The 18908-nt window shown below is 62.4% G+C and carries 13 protein-coding genes and 1 pseudogene; 3 read left to right on the top strand and 11 right to left on the bottom strand.

Translation table 11 applies throughout. The annotated features are described in order from the left end of the window. Positions 1 to 143 precede the first annotated feature (143 nt). Positions 144 to 2051 carry a propionyl-CoA synthetase gene (locus tag NKI31_RS08245; protein ID WP_023742521.1) on the top strand — a complete coding sequence of 636 codons (1908 nt, stop codon included), beginning with the start codon at positions 144 to 146 and terminating at the stop codon, positions 2049 to 2051. A gap of 71 nt (positions 2052 to 2122) precedes the next feature. Continuing rightward, positions 2123 to 2824 (top strand): metallophosphoesterase family protein, encoded by a 702-nt coding sequence (locus NKI31_RS08240; RefSeq protein ID WP_245259932.1) that lies wholly within the window; start codon positions 2123 to 2125, stop codon positions 2822 to 2824. 89 nt (positions 2825 to 2913) lie between these two features. On the opposite strand, the gene NKI31_RS08235 is transcribed toward NKI31_RS08240, so the two are convergent. The 6 genes from NKI31_RS08235 to NKI31_RS08210 all read right to left on the bottom strand — a co-directional run bounded on the left by NKI31_RS08235 (position 2914) and on the right by NKI31_RS08210 (position 10549). After that, positions 2914 to 5292, bottom strand: coding sequence for a polysaccharide biosynthesis tyrosine autokinase (locus tag NKI31_RS08235; protein WP_023742523.1), 2379 nt, complete (start codon positions 5290 to 5292; stop codon positions 2914 to 2916). Between the two features lie 190 nt (positions 5293 to 5482). Beyond that, positions 5483 to 6379, bottom strand: a complete 897-nt coding sequence (galU, locus tag NKI31_RS08230) for a UTP--glucose-1-phosphate uridylyltransferase GalU (RefSeq protein ID WP_023668795.1) — start codon at positions 6377 to 6379, stop codon at positions 5483 to 5485. A 75-nt stretch (positions 6380 to 6454) separates the two neighbouring features. After that, positions 6455 to 7405: a glycosyltransferase family 2 protein gene (locus NKI31_RS08225; protein WP_352651150.1), complete on the bottom strand. Its 951-nt coding sequence runs from the start codon at positions 7403 to 7405 to the stop codon at positions 6455 to 6457. After that, positions 7395 to 8342 carry a glycosyltransferase family 2 protein gene (locus NKI31_RS08220; RefSeq protein ID WP_023684220.1) on the bottom strand — a complete coding sequence of 316 codons (948 nt, stop codon included), beginning with the start codon at positions 8340 to 8342 and terminating at the stop codon, positions 7395 to 7397. Before NKI31_RS08220 ends, NKI31_RS08225 begins: the two co-directional genes overlap by 11 nt. Beyond that, on the bottom strand, positions 8339 to 9334 hold the full coding sequence (locus tag NKI31_RS08215; protein ID WP_023711254.1) for a glycosyltransferase family 2 protein: 996 nt from the start codon (positions 9332 to 9334) through the stop codon (positions 8339 to 8341). Before NKI31_RS08215 ends, NKI31_RS08220 begins: the two co-directional genes overlap by 4 nt. Before the next feature lie 42 nt (positions 9335 to 9376). Beyond that, positions 9377 to 10549, bottom strand: coding sequence for a glycosyltransferase (locus NKI31_RS08210; protein WP_023689991.1), 1173 nt, complete (start codon positions 10547 to 10549; stop codon positions 9377 to 9379). Between the two features lie 177 nt (positions 10550 to 10726). On the opposite strand from NKI31_RS08210, the pseudogene NKI31_RS08205 reads away from it, so the two are divergent. Beyond that, a pseudogene (locus tag NKI31_RS08205) lies at positions 10727 to 11893 on the top strand (polysaccharide pyruvyl transferase family protein); the annotation flags it as partial. Between the two features lie 225 nt (positions 11894 to 12118). Here the strand turns inward: NKI31_RS08205 and NKI31_RS08200 are convergent. From NKI31_RS08200 to NKI31_RS08180, 5 genes are all read right to left on the bottom strand, one after another. Beyond that, a complete protein-coding gene (locus tag NKI31_RS08200; RefSeq protein WP_023684224.1) occupies positions 12119 to 13582 on the bottom strand; it encodes a lipopolysaccharide biosynthesis protein in 1464 nt (487 codons plus the stop codon). Then, complete coding sequence (locus NKI31_RS08195) at positions 13579 to 14748, bottom strand: glycosyltransferase (protein ID WP_023736209.1); 1170 nt, start codon at positions 14746 to 14748, stop codon at positions 13579 to 13581. The genes NKI31_RS08200 and NKI31_RS08195 overlap by 4 nt, the downstream gene beginning before the upstream one ends. 221 nt (positions 14749 to 14969) lie before the next feature. Next, positions 14970 to 16211, bottom strand: a complete 1242-nt coding sequence (locus NKI31_RS08190; protein ID WP_023736210.1) for a glycosyltransferase — start codon at positions 16209 to 16211, stop codon at positions 14970 to 14972. Positions 16212 to 16434: 223 nt separating this feature from the next. Continuing rightward, positions 16435 to 17514: a glycosyltransferase gene (locus NKI31_RS08185; RefSeq protein ID WP_023738094.1), complete on the bottom strand. Its 1080-nt coding sequence runs from the start codon at positions 17512 to 17514 to the stop codon at positions 16435 to 16437. A 31-nt stretch (positions 17515 to 17545) separates the two neighbouring features. Then, positions 17546 to 18877 carry a UDP-glucose dehydrogenase family protein gene (locus NKI31_RS08180; protein ID WP_023668805.1) on the bottom strand — a complete coding sequence of 444 codons (1332 nt, stop codon included), beginning with the start codon at positions 18875 to 18877 and terminating at the stop codon, positions 17546 to 17548. Positions 18878 to 18908 lie beyond the last annotated feature (31 nt).

Here is an 18908-nt window from a genome sequence, read left to right as displayed (position 1 = left end):
GGCCATGGTGCCTGCAATTTATGGCCAAGGCGAGATCGGCCAAGCCCCAAATTTCGGGAAAGACATGGCATTTGGGGAAAGACGTGGCCGGGAAAACCCGCATAGGCTATTGCAAGATAGAGAGCTTTCCCGAGGAGGGATGAATGGCGTCACGCTACCACGAGGTCTATGACGGCTGGAAACGCGACCCGGAACAATTCTGGGCCGATGCGGCCGAGGCGATCGACTGGTATTCGCCGTGGACCAGCGTCTTCGATGCCAAGGCGGGCGTTTACGGGCGCTGGTTCAACGGCGCCAGCTGCAACACCTGCTTCAACGCTCTCGATCGCCATGTCGCAGGCGGCCGCGCCGACCAGATCGCACTTATCTACGACAGCGCGATCACCGGCACGGTCAAGAAATTCACCTATGCCGAATTGAAGCGCGAAGTGGTAGCGCTGACTTCGGTGCTCAAGAACCGCGGCATTCGCAAAGGCGACCGCGTCATCATCTACATGCCGATGGTGGCCGAAGCGGCGATCGCGATGCTTGCCTGTGCCCGCATCGGCGCGGTGCATTCGGTGGTGTTCGGCGGCTTTGCCTCGCACGAGCTCGCCACCCGCATCGACGACGCCAAGCCGAAGCTGGTCATCTCCGCGTCCTGCGGCCTGGAGCCTGGACGTGTCGTGGCCTACAAGCCGCTGCTCGACAAGGCGATCGAAATGTCCCGCCACAAGCCGGACGCCTGCCTGATCCTGCAGCGCGACCAGCTGCGCTGCGATCTGAGGGAGCATTACGATATCGATTTTGCCGACGCCGTTGCCCGCGAGCGCGCCGCGGGCGCCAACGTCGATTGCGTTCCGGTGCTCGCCACCGACCCGCTCTACATCATCTACACCTCCGGCACGACCGGCCAGCCTAAGGGCATCGTGCGCGACAATGGCGGCCACATGGTCGCGCTCAAATGGACGATGGAAAACGAGTTCGGCGTCAGACCGGGCGAAGTGTTCTGGGCGGCCTCCGATGTCGGCTGGGTGGTCGGCCATTCCTACATCGTTTACGGACCGCTGCTGCATGGTGCGACAAGCGTGCTGTTCGAGGGCAAGCCGATCGGCACACCCGACGCCGGCACCTATTGGCGGGTGATCGCAGAACACGGCGTGGTCGCGCTGTTCACCGCGCCGACAGCCTTCCGCGCCATCAAGGGGCAGGACCCCAAGGGCGAATTCGTGCCGAAATACGATCTGTCGAAATTCCGCACTCTGTTCCTGGCCGGCGAACGCGCAGACCCGGAAACCATCAAATGGGCGGAGCAGAAACTCAACGTGCCGGTGGTCGATCATTGGTGGCAGACCGAGACCGGCTCGCCGATGACCATCAACCCGGCAGGCCTCGGCCTGCTGCCGGTGAAATACGGCTCGCCCGGCGTGCCGATGCCGGGCTACGACATTCGCGTGCTCGACGATGCCGGCCATGAAGTGCCGCGCGGCACGCTTGGCAATGTGGTGGTGAAACTGCCGCTGCCGGCCGGCTGCCTGCCGACGCTGTGGAATGCCGACGAGCGTTTCCGGCAAGCCTATCTCGAGGAATTTCCCGGCTTCTACAAGACGGCCGATGCCGGCATGATCGACGAGGACGGCTACCTCTATGTCATGGCGCGCACAGACGACATTATCAATGTCGCCGGACACCGGCTGTCGACCGGGGCCATGGAGGAGGTGCTTTCAGCGCACCCCGATGTTGCCGAATGCGCCGTCATCGGCGTCGCCGATGTGATGAAGGGCCAAGTTCCGCTCGGCTTCGTCGTGCTCAATGCCGGTGTGTCGCGCGATACCGCTGCCATCGAAGGCGAAGTGGTGGGGCTGGTGCGCGAACGGATCGGCCCGGTCGCCGCCTTCAAGATGGTGGTGACGATCAAGCGCCTGCCCAAGACGCGCTCCGGCAAGATCCTGCGCGGCACCATGCAGAAGATCGCCGACAAGGAAGAATGGACGATGCCGGCGACCATCGACGATCCCGCCATTCTTGACGAGATCACCGCGGCGCTCAAAGCCCGCGGCATCGGGGTCTGACGGTCCCAGTGGCGTTGTTTCAGCGGTCCAGACCTCCCCGGCCGGCGCCGCGCGAGCGCCTGGAGATGGATATGGAGGACGCAATCGTCTACGCGGTCGGCGACGTGCATGGCTGCTACAAGGAATTGCTGTCGCTTGAGCAGAATGTTCAGCGCGACGCGCAGCAGTTCAGCGGCCGCAAGATCATCGTGATGCTTGGCGACTATATCGACCGCGGGCCGCAATCGGCGCGCGTGCTCGACCATCTGTTGGCGGCGCCGCCACAAGGCTTCCTGCGCGTCTGCCTGGCGGGAAACCACGAAGTGGCAATGCTGAACTATCTCGACGGATATCTGTCGCGGGACCGCTGGCTGGCGGTCGGCGGCCTCGAGACGCTGTTTTCCTATGGGGTCGATCCGGCGCGGCTTGCCAGCCTCTATGCCTCGAGCGACGAGGTCGACCGGCGCGTGAAGGAAGTCATTCCGGCCAGCCATATCGACTTTCTGCGCAGCCTGCCGGTGCTGCTCTGTTCGGATAAATTCGTTTTCGTCCATGCCGGTATCAGGCCGGGTATCGACCTGGTCGCACAGGATGAGCAGGATCTGCTCAACATCCGCGACGAGTTCTTCAACGCCGCCCATCTGCTCGACCGCTTTGTGGTGCATGGGCACACGCCGGTCGATATCCCCAGGCTTGACGGGCGAAGGCTCGGCATCGACACCGGCGCCTTTCAAAGCGGCCGGCTGACAGCGCTCAGGATCGTGGGTAAATTCGGCAAGCTGATCTTTTCCTGACATGCCGTGCTTCTTCGTTTGAGCGTGATCCTTTCCGAAAACCGGATCCGCTTTTCCGGATCACGCTCCTTTTCAGGATCGCGCTCCGTTCAGGCGGCGGTCTTCGCCCGCACGTCCGATTTCTCCAGATAGTAGGTCGAATAGCGGTCGAAGAACTTTTCCGAGCCGCCGAGCGAGCCGTATTTCGGCAGCTTCTTCAGATCGACCTTGTTGAGCACGGCGCCGACGACCTTGCTTGCGACGTAGGGTTCCTGCTCCAGCAGCGAGCGCACCATGGCGCGCGGCGTGCGGCCCCATTCGGCAACCAGCACGAAGCCGTCGACCAGCGGCGCAAACGCCTTGGCGTCGACCACGGGGCCGAGCGGCGGCAGGTCGACGATGATGTACTCGAACGTCTCCTTGGCGTTGTCGATGAAGCGCCGCATGCCGGCCGACGACAGCAGCTCGCTGGTATGCGAGAACTGGCCACGCAGCACGGCCGGGATGATCGCCAGCTTGGTCTGGCGGTCGACCTTGCCGACCGACTGCCAGGTCTGGCCGTTGACCACGGCTTCCATCAATCCCTGCTCGGCCTCCATGCCGAGGTTGCGGCTGAGGCCAGGATTGCGCAGATCTGCATCGATCAAAAGCGTCTTCGAGCCGTTGGCGGCCAGCAATCCGGCGAGATTGGCGGCGACCGTCGATTTGCCTTCGCCTGGCAGGATCGAGACCACGCCTATGACCCGGCTGCCCTGCCCTTCCATGACAACGTCGAAGGCGATCTTGGCGTTGCGCAGCGTTTCGGAGAACATCGATGCCGGCGCATCGACGCTGACCCGCAAGCGCGCCCGTTTCTCGGCCGCCGACAATGTGTTGGCGCCTTTGGCATCCGCCGCACCGTCGTCGGCGTCCTTGCCGAGCCTGCCGCCGATCATCGGCAAATAGCCGAGGAATTTGAGGCCGACGCGATCGCGAATGTCCTCGCCGGTCCTGAAGAAGCGCTCGTTGAACTCATTCAGGCCCCCAAAGCCGGCGCCAAGCAGCACGCCAAGCACCAGCGACAGCGCCAGCACCCTGGAGGTGCGCGGGCTTGAGGCGGAAAGCGGCGTTGAGGCATCCGAGATGATGCGGACCTTGCCGACCGGGAAGGATTGCTGCTGCGAGGCCTCCTCGTAGCGGCTAAGGAAGGTCTGGTAGAGCGTAGTGAGCGCCTGCGCCTGCTGGTCGAGCTCGCGCAGTTTGACCTGGCTCTGGTTGTCGATGGAGCTCTTGCCGGCCGCGTCGGCGATCTTCTGCCTCAGTGAGGTCTCGCGTGAAAGCGCGACTTCATATTCATTGCGATAGCTTTCGGTCAGTTGCTTCAACTCGCCGAAAATCTGGGTCGACAGATCGGCCTTTTCCTTGGCCAGCGCCACCGCCTGCGGATGGTCGGCGCCGAAATTGGCCGTCACGTCCTGCAGCCGCTTGGCGACTGTGAGATAGCGAGTCTTGAGCGTTGCAATGACCGAGCTTGCCGGCTGATCGCTTGAGATGGCGGAATCGTTGAAGGCATTGTCCGAGCCGCTTTCGACGATGGTCTTGTATTGCTGATAGCGGGCGCTGGCGCGCGCCGTATCGGCCTGCGCGACGATCAGTTGCGCGGTGAGATCGGCAATCTGCTTGTCGCTGATCAGCTGGCCGTCGCTGTTGGCGGCCAGACCATGCTCGGCCCTGAATTTCTCGACCGCCATAGCGGCCGCCTGTGAGTTCTGACGAAGCTCGGTCAGCCGGCCCTGCAGCCAGACCGCAGCGCGTTCGGTGGCGTCGAAACTGGCGTTGAGCTGGTCGGCGAGATAGGCGTCGGCATAGGCCTTGGTGATGGCGGTGGCGAGCGCCGGATTGGTCGACTGGTAACCGATGGCGAGCACATAGGAGCGGCCGTTGCGCTGCGCCAGCACCTCGCTCTGCAGCTTCAGCACGGCATAGTCGTGGCGCGCCGTCTGCATCATGGCCTGGCGTGTCGCCTCATCGACGTTTTCCATGCCGGGAATCTGCTCGGCGGAACTTGAGCGGAAATAGCCGATCACGCCGCGCACGAAGCCGATGCCCTTGACCAGCGCCGATTGCGGCGGGTTCATGAACTCTGCGTTCTGGTCGAGTTTCAGCTTGTCGACCACCACCGAGGCCAGCCGCGCCGAGGTGATGATTTCGATCTGGCTGAGCAGGGCGGCGTCGGTCTGCATGGTGACGGATGCAGCCGAGATGTCGTCGATGACCTTGTTCAGGCCTTCGTCGATCAGCACGCTGGCGACCGACATGTATTGCTTGGGCGTGGTCTGCAGATAGAGCAACCCCAGGAACAGGCCGATGATGGCGCAGACCGCCACCACCTTGACCTGACGCGCCGCCATGCCAAGCAGGCGCTCGACGTCGATGAAGTCTTCACCCTTTTCCTGATCGGGGTTGGGCAATGGCATCCTCTTGTCGAGAGGAAAGCTGGCATAATTCATCTTCGATCCAATTCTAGGTTACAGGCGCCGGAGCGAGACGGGTCAGGTCCCACCTCGTCCGAAGCTGCGGAGATCGGGGGCAAGATATGCAACGCAAGCTTCATGCCATCCGGCGCCGGGCCTGAGCGGCCAGGCGTGCAGGCATGAGCCGCGCCATCGTCCAAACGCATATGCCCTCGAAAGATGGGCATTATGCGGCCACTTCCTGACGCTCATGCGACCGCACGAACGCCTGCAGCATTTCCAGCACAGGTCCCTTCATGTCGTCGCGCGCCAGCGCGAAGGCGATGGTCGCCTCTATGAAGCCTTCCTTGGAGCCGCAGTCGAACATGCGGCCATTGAAAGGCTGGGCAAAGAAAGACTGGCTTTTCGCCAGCCGCACCATGGCATCGGTAAGCTGGATTTCGTTGCCGGCGCCGCGCTGCTGGTTGCCCAGCAGCGAGAAGATCTCGGGCTGCAGGATGTAGCGGCCGTTGATGTAATAGTTCGACGGCGCATTGGCCGGCGCCGGCTTTTCGACCATGGCCGTCACCTCGAAGCCGCTGCCTGTCTCGGCGCCGCGCCCGACGATGCCGTATTTGCTGGTCTCGCTGGGATCACAGCGCTCGACGGCGATCACATTGCCGCCGGTCTGCTGATAGAGATCGACTGTTTCAGCCAGGCAACCTCGGCGACCGAACGACACCATATCGGGGAGCAGCAGGGCGAAGGGCTCGTCGCCGATGACTTCGCGTGCGCACCACACCGCATGGCCGAGACCATGTGGCGACTGCTGGCGGATGAAGCTGGTGGCGCCGGCCACGGGCAGCATGCTTTCGAGCGCCTCCAGCTGGGTCTTCTTGCCGGTTTGTTCGAGCGTTCCAATCAGTTCGGGGTGCAGGTCGAAGTAGTCCTCGATGACAGCCTTGTTGCGGCCGGTGACGAACACGATGTGCTCGATGCCGGCTTCGAAGGCCTCGTCCACCGCATATTGGACGACCGGCCGGTCGACCACGGGCAGCATCTCCTTCGGAATCGACTTGGTTGCCGGCAGGAACCGTGTTCCAAGCCCCGCCACAGGGATGACTGCCTTCCTGATTTTCTTCATCGCAAATTCCTTCTGAGCAGATCGATTTCAGCCTGTTGCAGGCCACGAACAAACGTCTTCATGTACTCGCCCTCCTTACCTCTCCGCGCCGACGGCAAACTGCGCCGCCACCCTTTTGAGGCGGACGGCGATCGGCATCGACATGTGCCTGACAGCCGCCGGATCACTTAGCGCGGTGCGTATCGCTTTCAACGGCGAACGCGCCTTGATGTGCTGGACCAGCGACAGGAACGATGCCGCCTTGCGCAGGCTGCGGGCGCGTTTGGCGAAGGCGGCCGCAGCAGCAGCGTCCATGGAATTGGTCTCGGCGAAGACCGCGTCGGCCTTGCGCATCGCCTCGATATGGTGAAGCTCGAGCACGCGCGAGATCGAGCCCGTGCGGATGTGGTAGATATAGCCGGTCGTCGGCTCGACGACGCATTTTCCGCTCTTGGCCAGCGCGTTGGCGAGCAGGATGTAATCCTCGCCTATGCTCAGACTTTCATCATAGCGAAGCCCGTTTTCGATCAGGAAACGGCGCTGGAAGATCGGCTTGAGATAGCCAAGGTTGAACGTGGATTCGAAAACGATGTTGCCAGCGATGTAGTCGGCGAGCGTGATTTCACGCAGGCCCTCCAGATATTTGGCGGGAAACATCGTCGCTTCGGCAATGCCGTCCTCGCGCACCACCTGGAGGTTGTCGACGGCGATTACAGCGCCCGCACTTTCGGCTCGCGCGATCATGGCAGAAAGCCGCCCGGGCAGGACGGCATCGTCGGAATCGAGCACCGCGACCCAGCGGCCGGAAGCCAGTTCGAGCCCGGCATTCCTGGCGCCGCCAGGGCCACGATTTGCCGGCAGCGCAACCACTTTGACGACATCTTTTGGATAGGCTCTTGCGACGTCGAGCGTGTTGTCGCGCGACTGGTCATCGGCGACGATGATTTCGACGCTGACATCGCGCTGGGCCATGGCGCTTGCGATCGCCCGGTCGAGCGTGGCCGCGGCATTGTAGGCTGCGATGACAAAGGAGACGTCAGGCTGCACGCTTGCCTCCTTGCTGCGGGGAAGACAGTCCGTATTGGCGAATTTCGCTGATACCGACCAGGCCGCTGACGACGCCGACATGCATGATGCCGCGCAGCACGCTGCGGTTGCGGCGGACCGGGCTAATCGCGGTCAACGCCGCCATGCCGAAGCAATAGACGGCCTTGGCCGAGGCAAGGCCGACAGCCTTCGCACGCTCTATCACGCCTGCGTCATGGCCGATGAGGTGGCCGTGCGTCTGGCCGAAGCGGAAGCGGCGGCGGCGCAGCCAGTCGAAAGCGGCTCGCGAACGCGGCACGACTTCCTCGACCCACGCCTCCGGCGCAAAGGCGATGCGACCGCCTGCCTTGACCATGCGGTTGAAGAATTCGGTGTCCTCGCCGCCGCTCTGGCCGCGCGCCAGGCTGAAACGACGGTCGCGCAAGCTGTCGGCGCTCATCCTCAAAAGGACGTTGCAGGTGTAGCCGGTGCGGATTTCGCCCTGCACCCAGACCGGCAAGGTCGAATGGAAATCGCCCTTGCGCATCCAGTCCGGCGCATCCGGGCGGTAGAGCGCCCGCACCGGACCGAGCACGGCCTCGGCGCCGCTTGTCTCCGCGATAGCAATCAGTTCGGCCAGCCATTGCCGGGAAGCGGTTTCATCGTCGTCGATGAAGGCGACAAAATCGGCCGTGCTGGCATCAAGACAGGCGTTGCGGGCAACCGAGATGTTGCGCGCCGGAGCGTGCCGGTAGCGGGCCACGAGCTTCAATTCGCTCGCCAGCGCGGTCACCAGCGGCTCGGCGGTCGGCTCGTCGTCATTGTCGGCGACGATGACGCCGATGCCGAAACCGGCAGGCATATCCATGGCAGCGAGCGACCGCAGCGTGTCGGCCAGTTCCGGCCGCCGGAACGTGCAGACGCAGATGTCGATTCGGCGGCTGTCGGCGACCATCATGCCACCCCGCGCTGCGATCGCGAGCCGAGCAGTTGCAGCCAAAACCCGAGCGACCAGCCGAAATGCATGACCATCGCCGAAATGCCCGCCAGCACATTGTTGGGATTGCGCTGGCTGATGGCGGTCACAGCGCCGTAGCCCAGACAGACCGAAGCCCAGACCAGCAGCGGCACCGCCGCCAGCCAGTGGATAAAGGAAAATACCGCGAGAAGGACGACCGGCGCCACCAGCAGCGGGATCATCTGCCGAACTTTCGGGATCATGCGGTGCTTGAGCACATTCTTGGCGCGGCCGCGGCCATAGCCGAGATATTGGAAATACAGGCCCTTCAGCGACGAACGCGGATAGTAGACCATCTGCGTCTTGCCGCTCATCCAGATGCGGTAGCCTGCCCGGCGCAGGCGGTAGTCGAGTTCGGCATCCTCATTGTGGCTGAAGGTCTCGTCATAGCCGCCGACCGCGGTGAAGGCCGAGATCCGGATCAGCGCGTGATGGCCATGGTCCACCCATTCGCCGGCCGAGAAGTGCCGATGCTTGGAGCCGCCGGTGCCGAGCTTGGAATTCTGCGCCGCCGCGACCGCTTTCTGCACCGCGCCGCTGCCGCTGGTCAGCATCGAGACGACGACCGAATCGGCTGAAGTGGCGAGCGCCTCCTCGACCAGCCGGTCGCAATAATCGGCGGGATAGCCGCCATGGGCATCGATGCGGATCAGGTATTCGGCGCCGTCACCGAGGCTGGCGACGGCGAGATTGATCGCCGCGCTCTGGATACGTTTTGGGTTGTGCAGGAGGACGACCTGAGGGTCCTTGGCCGCAACCGCTTCGACAATGGCCAAAGTACCATCGGTGCTGCCGCCATCGGCAACGACGATGCGGGCGCCGAGCCTTAGCGCTGCCGGCCTGAGCTGCTCGAGCAACGCGCCGATATGGGCTGCCTCATTCAGGCACGGAATGACGATCAGGCTTGGCGGCAGCGCTTCGGTTTGCGTCATCGGCGCCTTTCCATGAACTGCACTTTTGTCATTGGTCATCCTTCAGGCCAGTGCCTCGGTGGCGAACGAACCAGGGGCAACCGCAAGGCCGCGCAGCCTGTCGACAAAGGCGCGGCAGTCGCTGCGGTCGTAGCTCCAGGTTCGTGGGTTGCGGGCCAGCACACGCGCCTTGGCCTTGCCGAAGTGCTCCTGGTCCATGCGGCCGAGCGCGGTTTCCAGGATTTCGGGCGTGGCAGCAGAAAGCAGGATGCCAATGTCCTGCTGGTTGAGAAAGCGCCCCGTCTCGGTAGTGCCCATCGAGATCGGTACGGCGCCGAAGCGGCAGCCCTCATAGAGGCGGTTGGGCAGCAACCATTCCGAATTCTGCCCTTCCTCGAAGAAATCGATCGCCCAGGAAAAATGCACTTCGCCGTAGATCGCGGCCATGTCTTCCGGGTTGCGGTAGGGGCCACGAAAGGAGAGATAGGGTTCGGCCTCGACAAAAGCATGGAAATCCGGGAATTCCGAGAGTGCCGGACGGCCCCGGAGGACGACCTCGAAGCGCCCGCCCTGACGGCGCGTGAAGTCGGCCAGCAGCTCCAGCGAGCGGCGGCAGCGCAGCGCGCCGAACCAGCCGATGCGCCACGGGGGTGCTGCAGGGTTTTCGGCCTTTGACCTGTCATCCAAGGCGATCGGCGCGGTTTCGAAGTATTTGTTTTCGACCAGTTCCACCGGTGCGGCGACCTGCCCGAACGGCTTGAAATAATTGGCGATGAAGGCCGGTGAGCTCGTCACCAGAAGCTTCACGTCGCGGGCGAGATAACGCTCCGCTGTGCGCAGTGCTTTGCCCAGCATGTCATTGCGCAGCACCAGGCGATGGATGTCGAGGCATTCGTAGACGATCGGCACGCCGCCGCGAAAGGCGGCCTTGGCGCGCCTGGCCAGCGCCAGCATTTCCAGATTGCGCGCGATGATGAGGTCGGGCTTCGGCATCGCCGCAAGCTTCGAGCCTATCGACAGCGCCGCCTTGGCGACCGCCGCCAGACGCTGGCCGAATCGGCCGTCACGCGTCGCGCCGAGGTCGACCGGCTGCAGCCCCTCGACGTCGGGAACAGCATTTGTGGTCCGACGGAAGCCGGCCAACGTGACCCGCGCGCCGCCTGCCTTGAGCATTATGATCCGCCGGCGCACCGCCGGGTCGGAAACATCGTGCACAAGGTACAAGACATGCAGCATGAAAACTCGACCGCTGTTGGCCCACCCACGGGAATGCTAACCCAGCTTTTGCTGCATCGCAACATTTTTGGTGCGCCGTAGCATAAGTGCACGTTTTTTGTTGCACTGCAAAATTGATGCGTTACCCTCCGTCGGGCTTGAGCGCCGCTCTGGCTGGTCACCCAGCCCGATGCAGCGATGGATTGTGACGCGAGCCGCATCGGGATCGTCCTGGCGTGGGTATTTTCGGTCACCATGCCCGTCCTAGGCACCGCAGGCCACGCCGCGGAATCTGCTGACGAAATGAGGTATCCCATGAAGATCGTCGTTGAAAACACAGTCTGCCTGAATACCGGGGATGCGGCGATTCTGCTGGCGATCCGCCACATTCTCAAGACGATCGTGCAAGGCGACGTGCGGTTTGCCGTCTTCGACAGCCAGCCCGAGGTTGCGGAACGACTCTATCCGAAGACGGATTATCCCGACCTCGAATTTCATAAGCTGCTGTCGGAATCCCTGTTCCGATACAAGAATGGCAGCGGGCTGAGGGACCGGTTCAAGCCGATCTACAATCGGCTCGTTCTCCAGGCTCTGCGCTGGTTTGGCAGCAGCGCGCTAGGCAATTTTTTCAGCTATCGCGACCGGCGCGGTCTCGATATCTACGCCGACGCGGACATGGTGGTCACCACAGGGGGAACCTATCTCGTCGAGAACTACAATCTCGAACGACGCCTCAATCAGTTCAGGCTCGATGCCGTATTTGGCAAGGATCCGGTCTTCTTCACGCAATCCCTCGGTCCGTTCGACAAAAGTTACAACCGCCAGGAGCTCGGCCCGATCTTTGACCGCAGTCCGCTCATCCTGTTGCGCGACGAACGGTCGCGGACCCATATCCGGGACTTGGTGAAGGATCTCGGCAAGTGCCACGTGGTGGCCGATGCCGTATTCGCCTTGGCCGATACCGACAGGATCCGCAAGCGTCTCGCTTCCAGCCAGCCGCCGGCGTCGACGGGCCGCGTCGCTATTTCGGTCCGCCACTGGAACTACGTCAGCGACGGTGAGGGCGGCATGCGCCGCTATCTGGATTCGGTCCGCGAGATCGCCACAATTCTTGTCAGGGACCTTGGCAAGGAGGTGACCTTCGTCTCCACGTGTCAGGGCGTGCCGGAATATGCCCATGACGATTCCAAGACCGCACAGGCCATCGTTGCCGAGCTCGATCCTGAGATCGCCAGCCACGTGACAGTGGACGCTTCGTTCCACACGCCGGACCAGTTGATGGCGCTGGTGAAGGGCTTCGACTTCGTCGTCGCGACGCGCATGCATATGATGATCATGTCGCTTTGCGTCGGCACGCCGGTGCTGCCGATCGCCTACGAGTTCAAAACCAAGGAAGTGGCCAAGCGAATCGGTGTCGACGATGTGCTGCTCGACATCGACACCGTGACGCCCGAAGAGGCGCGCGAAAAGCTCGGCCGATTTGCGGGAAATCTCGACCGCTATCGCAAGACAAGCCTTCAGGCCGTGCTCGAAGAACATGCTTCGGCAATGTCGGCCACAAACCTGCTGGCGCCGCTGATCGCCGGCCGCTCAGCGGATATTGCGCGCGGCGTTGGACAGGGTGGTGAACAAAGCGCGTCGCGACTGCGGGACGGCAAGCATGAAAACGAGACCGATGCCGTAGTTGAGGGCAAGCGCCAAAAAGACCGCGAGCAGGTCTGACTGGCCCGTTAGAGACGCCGGCAACCACAGGTACAGGAACCAGGCAAGCAGGGACGAGGCGATGAAAAGCCCCTGCATGAGCAGGAAGTCGGCGGCGGTCACCGGACCGACGCGATGGACCAGTAGCGCCAGCACGGGAACGCGCAGCACGTAACCGCTGATGGCATAGGCCGCGGCAACGCCGACGGCGCCCCAGTGCAGGCCAACGACGAAGGCAGCGACGGTCGTCAGCGACGAATAGATGCCCCAATGGAACATGGTCTTCGTCTTGCCCTGACAGATGAATATCCATCCCGTCGTGCTTGAAACGGACTGGACCAGGCTGGCGATGCCCAGCCAGGCAAAGATCGGTGCGACCGGTGCCCAGCCCGCGCCGAAGAGAAGTCCGACGATCTGATTGGAGGTCAGCGTCAGCGCCGCGATGCCCGGCATGGTAACGGCCGCCAGCATCCAGTTGGTGCGCACATAGATATCGCGAAAGCGGGCCTTGTCATCGTGGATGCGGCTGAGCAGCGGCACCATGACCCGTGTAAGCGGCTGGTTGATGTTCTGAAGCGGGAACAACAGGAGCTTGTAGGCGCGGTCGTAATAGCCGAGTTCGATCGCCCCGGAATATTTTCCGATGAGAATGTTGTCGAGATTGCGCGAGAAGAAGTTGGCGAGGTTGAAGCCGGTCAGGTTGGCGCCGAACGACAATATATCGGCATCGACCTTCAGGTCCGGCCGCAAAGGCGTCCAACGCGCCACCAGCCAGGCGGCAGCCAGGGCGATAGCTGCCGAAACCGCCGGGCCGATGACCAGCGACCAGTAGCCCAACCCCGCATAGGCCGCGATCGCGGCGGCCAGAAGTCCGGCGGCGGCGCTTATCACGTCGTTCAGTGCGAGCTGGCCGAACTGCAGGTGCCGGTTCATCAACGCCAGCGGCACTGCGGCGAGACTGCCGAGAAGCAGCGGCAGGGCGGAGCCAAGGGTGATGCCGGACATACGTTGATCGCCATAGAACGCGGCGATGGCAGGCGCCAGGCCGGCCACTACCACGGCACTACCCAGCCCGACGAGCGCGCTGATCCAGAACACCTGGTTGAGCTGCTGGTTGCTGATGTCCTTGCGCTGAACCACAGCCTGCTGCAGGCCCAGATTCTGAAGCAGCCCGACGAAGGCCACGATCGGCCCGACGGAAGCCACCAGACCGAAATCCTCGGGGACGAGCAGACGGGCCAGCACGATGACGGAGAGAAACTGGATCGCCATCTTGAAGCCCTGGGCGCCGATGGTTACCAGCCCGCCGCGCAGGGCGACACGACCGAACTGGGGGGGCGGATTGGCGTTCATGCAAGCGACCTCGTTTCGCCAAGCCGCATGGCGATTTCCACGAAATGTTGGTTCAGCAGATCGGAGTTGAACTCGGCCTCGATCTTCTTGCGCGCTGCGAGAGCGATCTCTTCACACGGCTTCGGATTCTCGGCGATCCAGGCAAGCTTTCCGGTCAGCGCCGCAACGTCCCGCTCAGCCACGAGAAAACCCGTCTTGTGATCATCGATCAGTTCAGGGATCCCGGAATGATACGTGCTGACCACCGTCAGGCCGGCGGCCATCGCTTCCATCAGGGAAACCGGAATGCCTTCCAGATCGCCATCGCGGGCGCCGACGCTGGGCAGCAGGAACACATGCGCATCGCGCAGACGCTGTTTGACTTCGCTGTGCGGCCGGGGCCCAAGAAAATTCACCCTGTCGGCAATGCCAAGCTCTGCGGCGATCCCCTTCAACTGCTCGAGAAGTTCTCCGCCGCCGATCACCGAGTAGATCCAGTCTCGCCGCGGCAGGCCAGCAAGCGCGCGAAGCGCATATTCGATGCCCTTCTTTTCAGTCAGGCGGCAGACCGAGATGAAGGAGAGCGTAGCCTGCTCCCATGAACGCCACCGATAGTCGATGTCACTCGGCCGCACCCCCATATGGTGAACCACAACCTGCTCCGGCGATGCACCGACCTCAATCAAGGCATCGCGGAAAAACGCATTCACCGGCAGTTGAAGAACGCCCTTTTCGAACACAATCTTGTAGCGCGCGAGCGTATTGTCATGCAGCGGTTCGCCGACATCACGGCCGTGAAATATCGTCACCAGGGGAGCGGAAATCCTCCCGCGCTTGATCGCGCGGGCCACGCGCATGCCGTTGTTGCCGAAATGGGCAACGATGACGTCGGCGCCCTGCAGTTTTCGCGCATGAGCAATGTCGATGGCGGTCGAGAGCTTGTCCCAGAACCTGCCGGACCACTTCCTGAGCAGCGGGCGATAGCGACCCAGGCCACCCCACCAGCATACGACCTTTCCTGGCAACGCCTGCCAGCGCGGATCATCGATGTTGCTGTCCCTGCCGAAGGACGTCTCGTTGCAGACGACGCCGACTTCCATGCCGCGCTCAAGGCATCCGGCTATCTGGTCGAGAACAAAGGTTTCGGACAATGAGGGAAACTTGTCGACTACAAAGCAGATCTTCATCGGCAGGATGCGCTCGTCCGGGGAGCCGGTGTCCCTTTGACAAAAGCCGGGCCGAAGACAGGGTGGCGGAAGCACAAGACATGCAGCATGGAATTCTACCGCTGTTGGCCCACCCGCAGGAACGTTAGTACAGGTCTTGCTGCACTGCAACATTTTTGGTGCAGTGTAGCAAGATTTCCCTCAGCTTGGCGTGCCTGCCGATCAAACGCAGAGGAGCAGTGTCAGCCGGCAGATGAAGGATCCGCCAAGCCCTCGGAAACGCCGACATGACCGGTGGGTGCATGCGCAGGGCTCGATGTGGCCAGTTGGGTAACGATCTGCGCAAAACGTTCATTCAGAACATCTGCGTTGAAGTCCTCCTCGACTTTGCGGCGTGCGGCAAGCGCGATACGCTCGCATTCGGTCGGGTGCTCCGCGGCCCAGGTAAGCTTGCCGGCAAGCGCTGAAATATCTCGCTCGGGCGCAAGCAACCCCGTCTCCCCATCCTTGATGAGCTCCGGGATTCCCGAATGATACGTGCTGACCGCAATCAATCCGGCGGCCATGGCCTCCATGAGCGCGACCGGAATGCCTTCCATATCCCCGTCGCTGGCAGTGATACTTGGCAGCAAAAAGAGATGCGCCATGCGAAGCCGTCTTTTCACCTCTGCGTGAGGGAGGCTGCCGAGGAATGTTACGCGACCAGCCAAGCCCAGCTCTACGGCCAGCTTCTCCAGATTCATCCGCAGAGGACCGTCGCCAACAATGTCGTAACGCCAGTCTAGCTGCGGCTGGGAGGCCTTGAGGGAGGCCAGGGCTCGCAAGGCGAACTCGACGCCTTTCTTTTCGACCAGGCGGCAAACCGTCGTCACGACCAGTTGGGTGCCTTCCCACGATTCCCAGCGATAGCCGATTTCGCGGGTGTCAATTCCCATATGGTGGACCGTCGTGCTCGCCTGGGACAGGCCGGCTTCCAGCAGCATCGTGCGGAAGTAATCGTTGACGGGCAGGTTCAGGGTCCCATGCTTGGTCAGCCCGGCATATTGTGTCGCGAGCACTGCCTGCCGCGCCGGGATCGCCACGTCCGCGCCGTGAAAGATGGTTATGATCGGTGGTTTGAGCACCTTCCATTTCTTCAGTGCGGCTGCTCTCTCGCCGTTCTGTCCGAAGTGGGCGACAATCACGTCGCAGCGGTTCAGGCGGCGTGCAAAGGCGATGTCGAGAACGGTCGAGGCCTTGTATCGCAAACGCGGCGGCAGACGCTGTACAAATTTGCTGATTACAGCGGCCCATCGCCACCAATGTCGGGTTCTGGCGAGCAGCGTCGCCATCGGCTCGCTTTGCCGGTCAATTCGGTGGTCACCTTGCATCTTTTCGCAGACCACTTCGACCTGAAAGCCCCGCGCCAGCAGCCCAGCCATCTGGTCCACGACGAAGGTTTCCGAAAGCAGAGGGAATTCGCCGACGACAAAGCCCACGCGCATGACCCGCCCATAAGGTTGGGGCTTGCTCGAACCAAGTGGTCCATATCGCACAAGCCCTAATGTAGACAGGCAGAATACACGTTGATTGCTGCAGCGCCACAAAATATTGCACTGCAGCAATTAAAAGTGATCCGGACGGGCGCACGACGCCTGGACCTGGCTAACGGGAACTTTGCGCGACCACGGTCGTGCAGCGTCTCAGCTGAAATGCAACACGACGCGTTTAGGCTGCGCGCTCCAAACCGACACGTCTTGCGCGGTCGAGAACGCCCATGAACGTTGCGAACTGGCTGTCGGGGTTCATTTGCCGCCGCTCCGAAAACTGACGTGCTGTCGCTGACAGCCGCTTGTACTCGGCCTCATCGCTCCACAGCCGCCTGACCGTTGCGACCCAGTCGGCGAGCGGGGCGTCGTAGTCCAGTACCACGCCGCCGGCGCCGATCGCTTCCGGCAGACCGCCGCGCCGCGAGCCGACCACGGGAATGCCACTACAATGCGCTTCCGAGGCCACCCGGCCCCAGGCTTCTTCCCATTTGCTGGGCGCAAGCAGGATTTTCGTGCGGCCGTAGACCGTCTTCATGTCGCTGGTGCGGCTTTCCAGCTTGACGTTCTGGAGGGGAGAGATTGTTGCTTCGATCCGGGCTCGATGATCGTCGTCGAGCTTCCAGCTTTCGACGAACAGGAACGGGATCTCGGGACAGGCGGCGGCAATGCGCACCGCAAGATCGAAGCCTTTTTCCTCATATGGATTGATGAGCGTGACAAATTCACCGGTCGTCGGTGTGCTGTAGAACGCGGGATTGATGGTCGGCGGAATAACCGTCGAATCGATATCGAATTTTGCCTTATAGGCGCGCGCGGTGAACTCGGAGTTGGCGATATAGACCGCCGAATGGAGCTCACGCAGATCGCCGGCCAATTCGTCGAATTCGACATTCCTCAGATAGACGGTCAGCGGCACGCCAAGCCTCTGCAACTCTCTGCCGATCGGCACCGAATTGTGGCACTGCACGACCGCGACATCCGGCCTCAACTTTTTGACGGCGAAGCCGGCCGCTTCCCAGGGGAACCACGCCCGTACAACCGGATAGCCCGGGAAATTGTCGATGACCGCGCGCTGACGAAGGAGCTTCATCTTGGCGCGCGCCCGGAAGCCGAACATGCCGTCGCCGAACAGCGCTGCCAGAACGGATGCCTCGTGACCGTTTTCGCGCAATTGCTCGACCAAGTGGTGGGTGCTCGACTGGACGCCCCCGCTGAATTGCGGCGGGTAGCCGGTGCCGCCTGCAAACAGAACTTTCATGAACCTGGCTCCGCGTTGTGCCGCCCTGCCTTCACGCCGCCATCCTGCCGATCGAGAAATACTCGATGCCGTGACGGGCGATGACCTTGGGATCATAGAGGTTGCGGCCATCGAAGATGACCGGCGTGGTCAGGGCATCCTTCACCGCGTCGAAGGACGGGGCGCGGAAACTCTTCCACTCGGTGGCGATCAGCAACGCGTCGGCGCCGCGCAACGCCGCCTCCTTGGTGCCGCACAAAAGCAGATCGTCGCGCAGGCCGTAGATGGCCTGGCATTCCTGCATCGCCTCGGGATCGTAGGCCTGCACATTGGCGCCGGCCTGCCACAGCGCCTCCATCAGGACGCGCGCCGGCGCCTCGCGCATGTCGTCGGTGTTGGGCTTGAAGGCGAGGCCCCAGAGCGCGAAGGTCTTGCCCTTGAGACTGCCCTTGAAATAACGGTGCACCTTGTCGAACAGCACCGACTTCTGGGCATTGTTGCGCTCCTCCACGGCGCGCAGCAGCTTGGCGTCGAACTTGACACCTTCGGCGGTCTTGATCAGCGCGCGGACATCCTTGGGGAAGCACGAACCGCCATAGCCGAGGCCGGGATAGATGAAGTGGTAGCCGATGCGCGGATCCGAGCCGATGCCCTTGCGTACCTCCTCGATGTCGGCGCCGAGCTGCTCGGCCAGATTGGCCATTTCGTTCATGAAGGAGATCTTGGTCGCCAGCATGCAGTTGGCGGCGTACTTCGTGAATTCGGCGCTGCGCACGTCCATCACGATCATCTTCTCGTGGTTGCGGTTGAACGGCGCGTAGAGCTCGCGCATCACCGCCTCGGTGCCCTCGCTGTTGGTGCCGACAATGATGCGGTCAGGCTTCATGCAGTCGGCGACGGCGGAACCCTCCTTGAGGAACTCAGGATTGGAAGCGACGTCAAAAGCCAGGTCCTGGCGCCCGCGCGCCTTCAGCGTCGCGGCTATTTTGGCCTTCACCTTTTCGCAGGTGCCGACCGGCACGGTCGACTTGCCGACGACGATCTTGGGACCGTCCATCTCGCGGCCGATGGTCTCGGCCACCGCCAGCACATATTTGAGGTCGGCCGAACCGTCCTCGCCGGGTGGCGTGCCGACCGCAATCATCTGGATCTCGCCATGCTTGACGCCGGCGGCGGCATCGGTGGTGAACTTGATGCGGCCGGCGGCGTGGTTCTCCTTGACCAGGGCCTCCAGTCCCGGTTCGAAAATCGGCACCAGGCCCTGGTTGAGCCGCTCGACCTTCTTTTCATCGACATCGACGCACACCACCTGGTGCCCGACCTCCGCCAGCACCGCGGCCTGCACGAGACCGACATAGCCAATTCCAAAGACCGTCAAATTCATTCGGGTTAATTCCTGTTCACGCCCTTTGGCC

Origin of the sequence: Mesorhizobium sp. M0659 (assembly GCF_040320605.1) — a bacterium.
Classification (GTDB): Bacteria; Pseudomonadota; Alphaproteobacteria; order Rhizobiales; family Rhizobiaceae; genus Mesorhizobium.
Note: the sequence above shows the minus strand (reverse complement) of the source record. Positions and strands in the feature narration are given on the sequence as shown.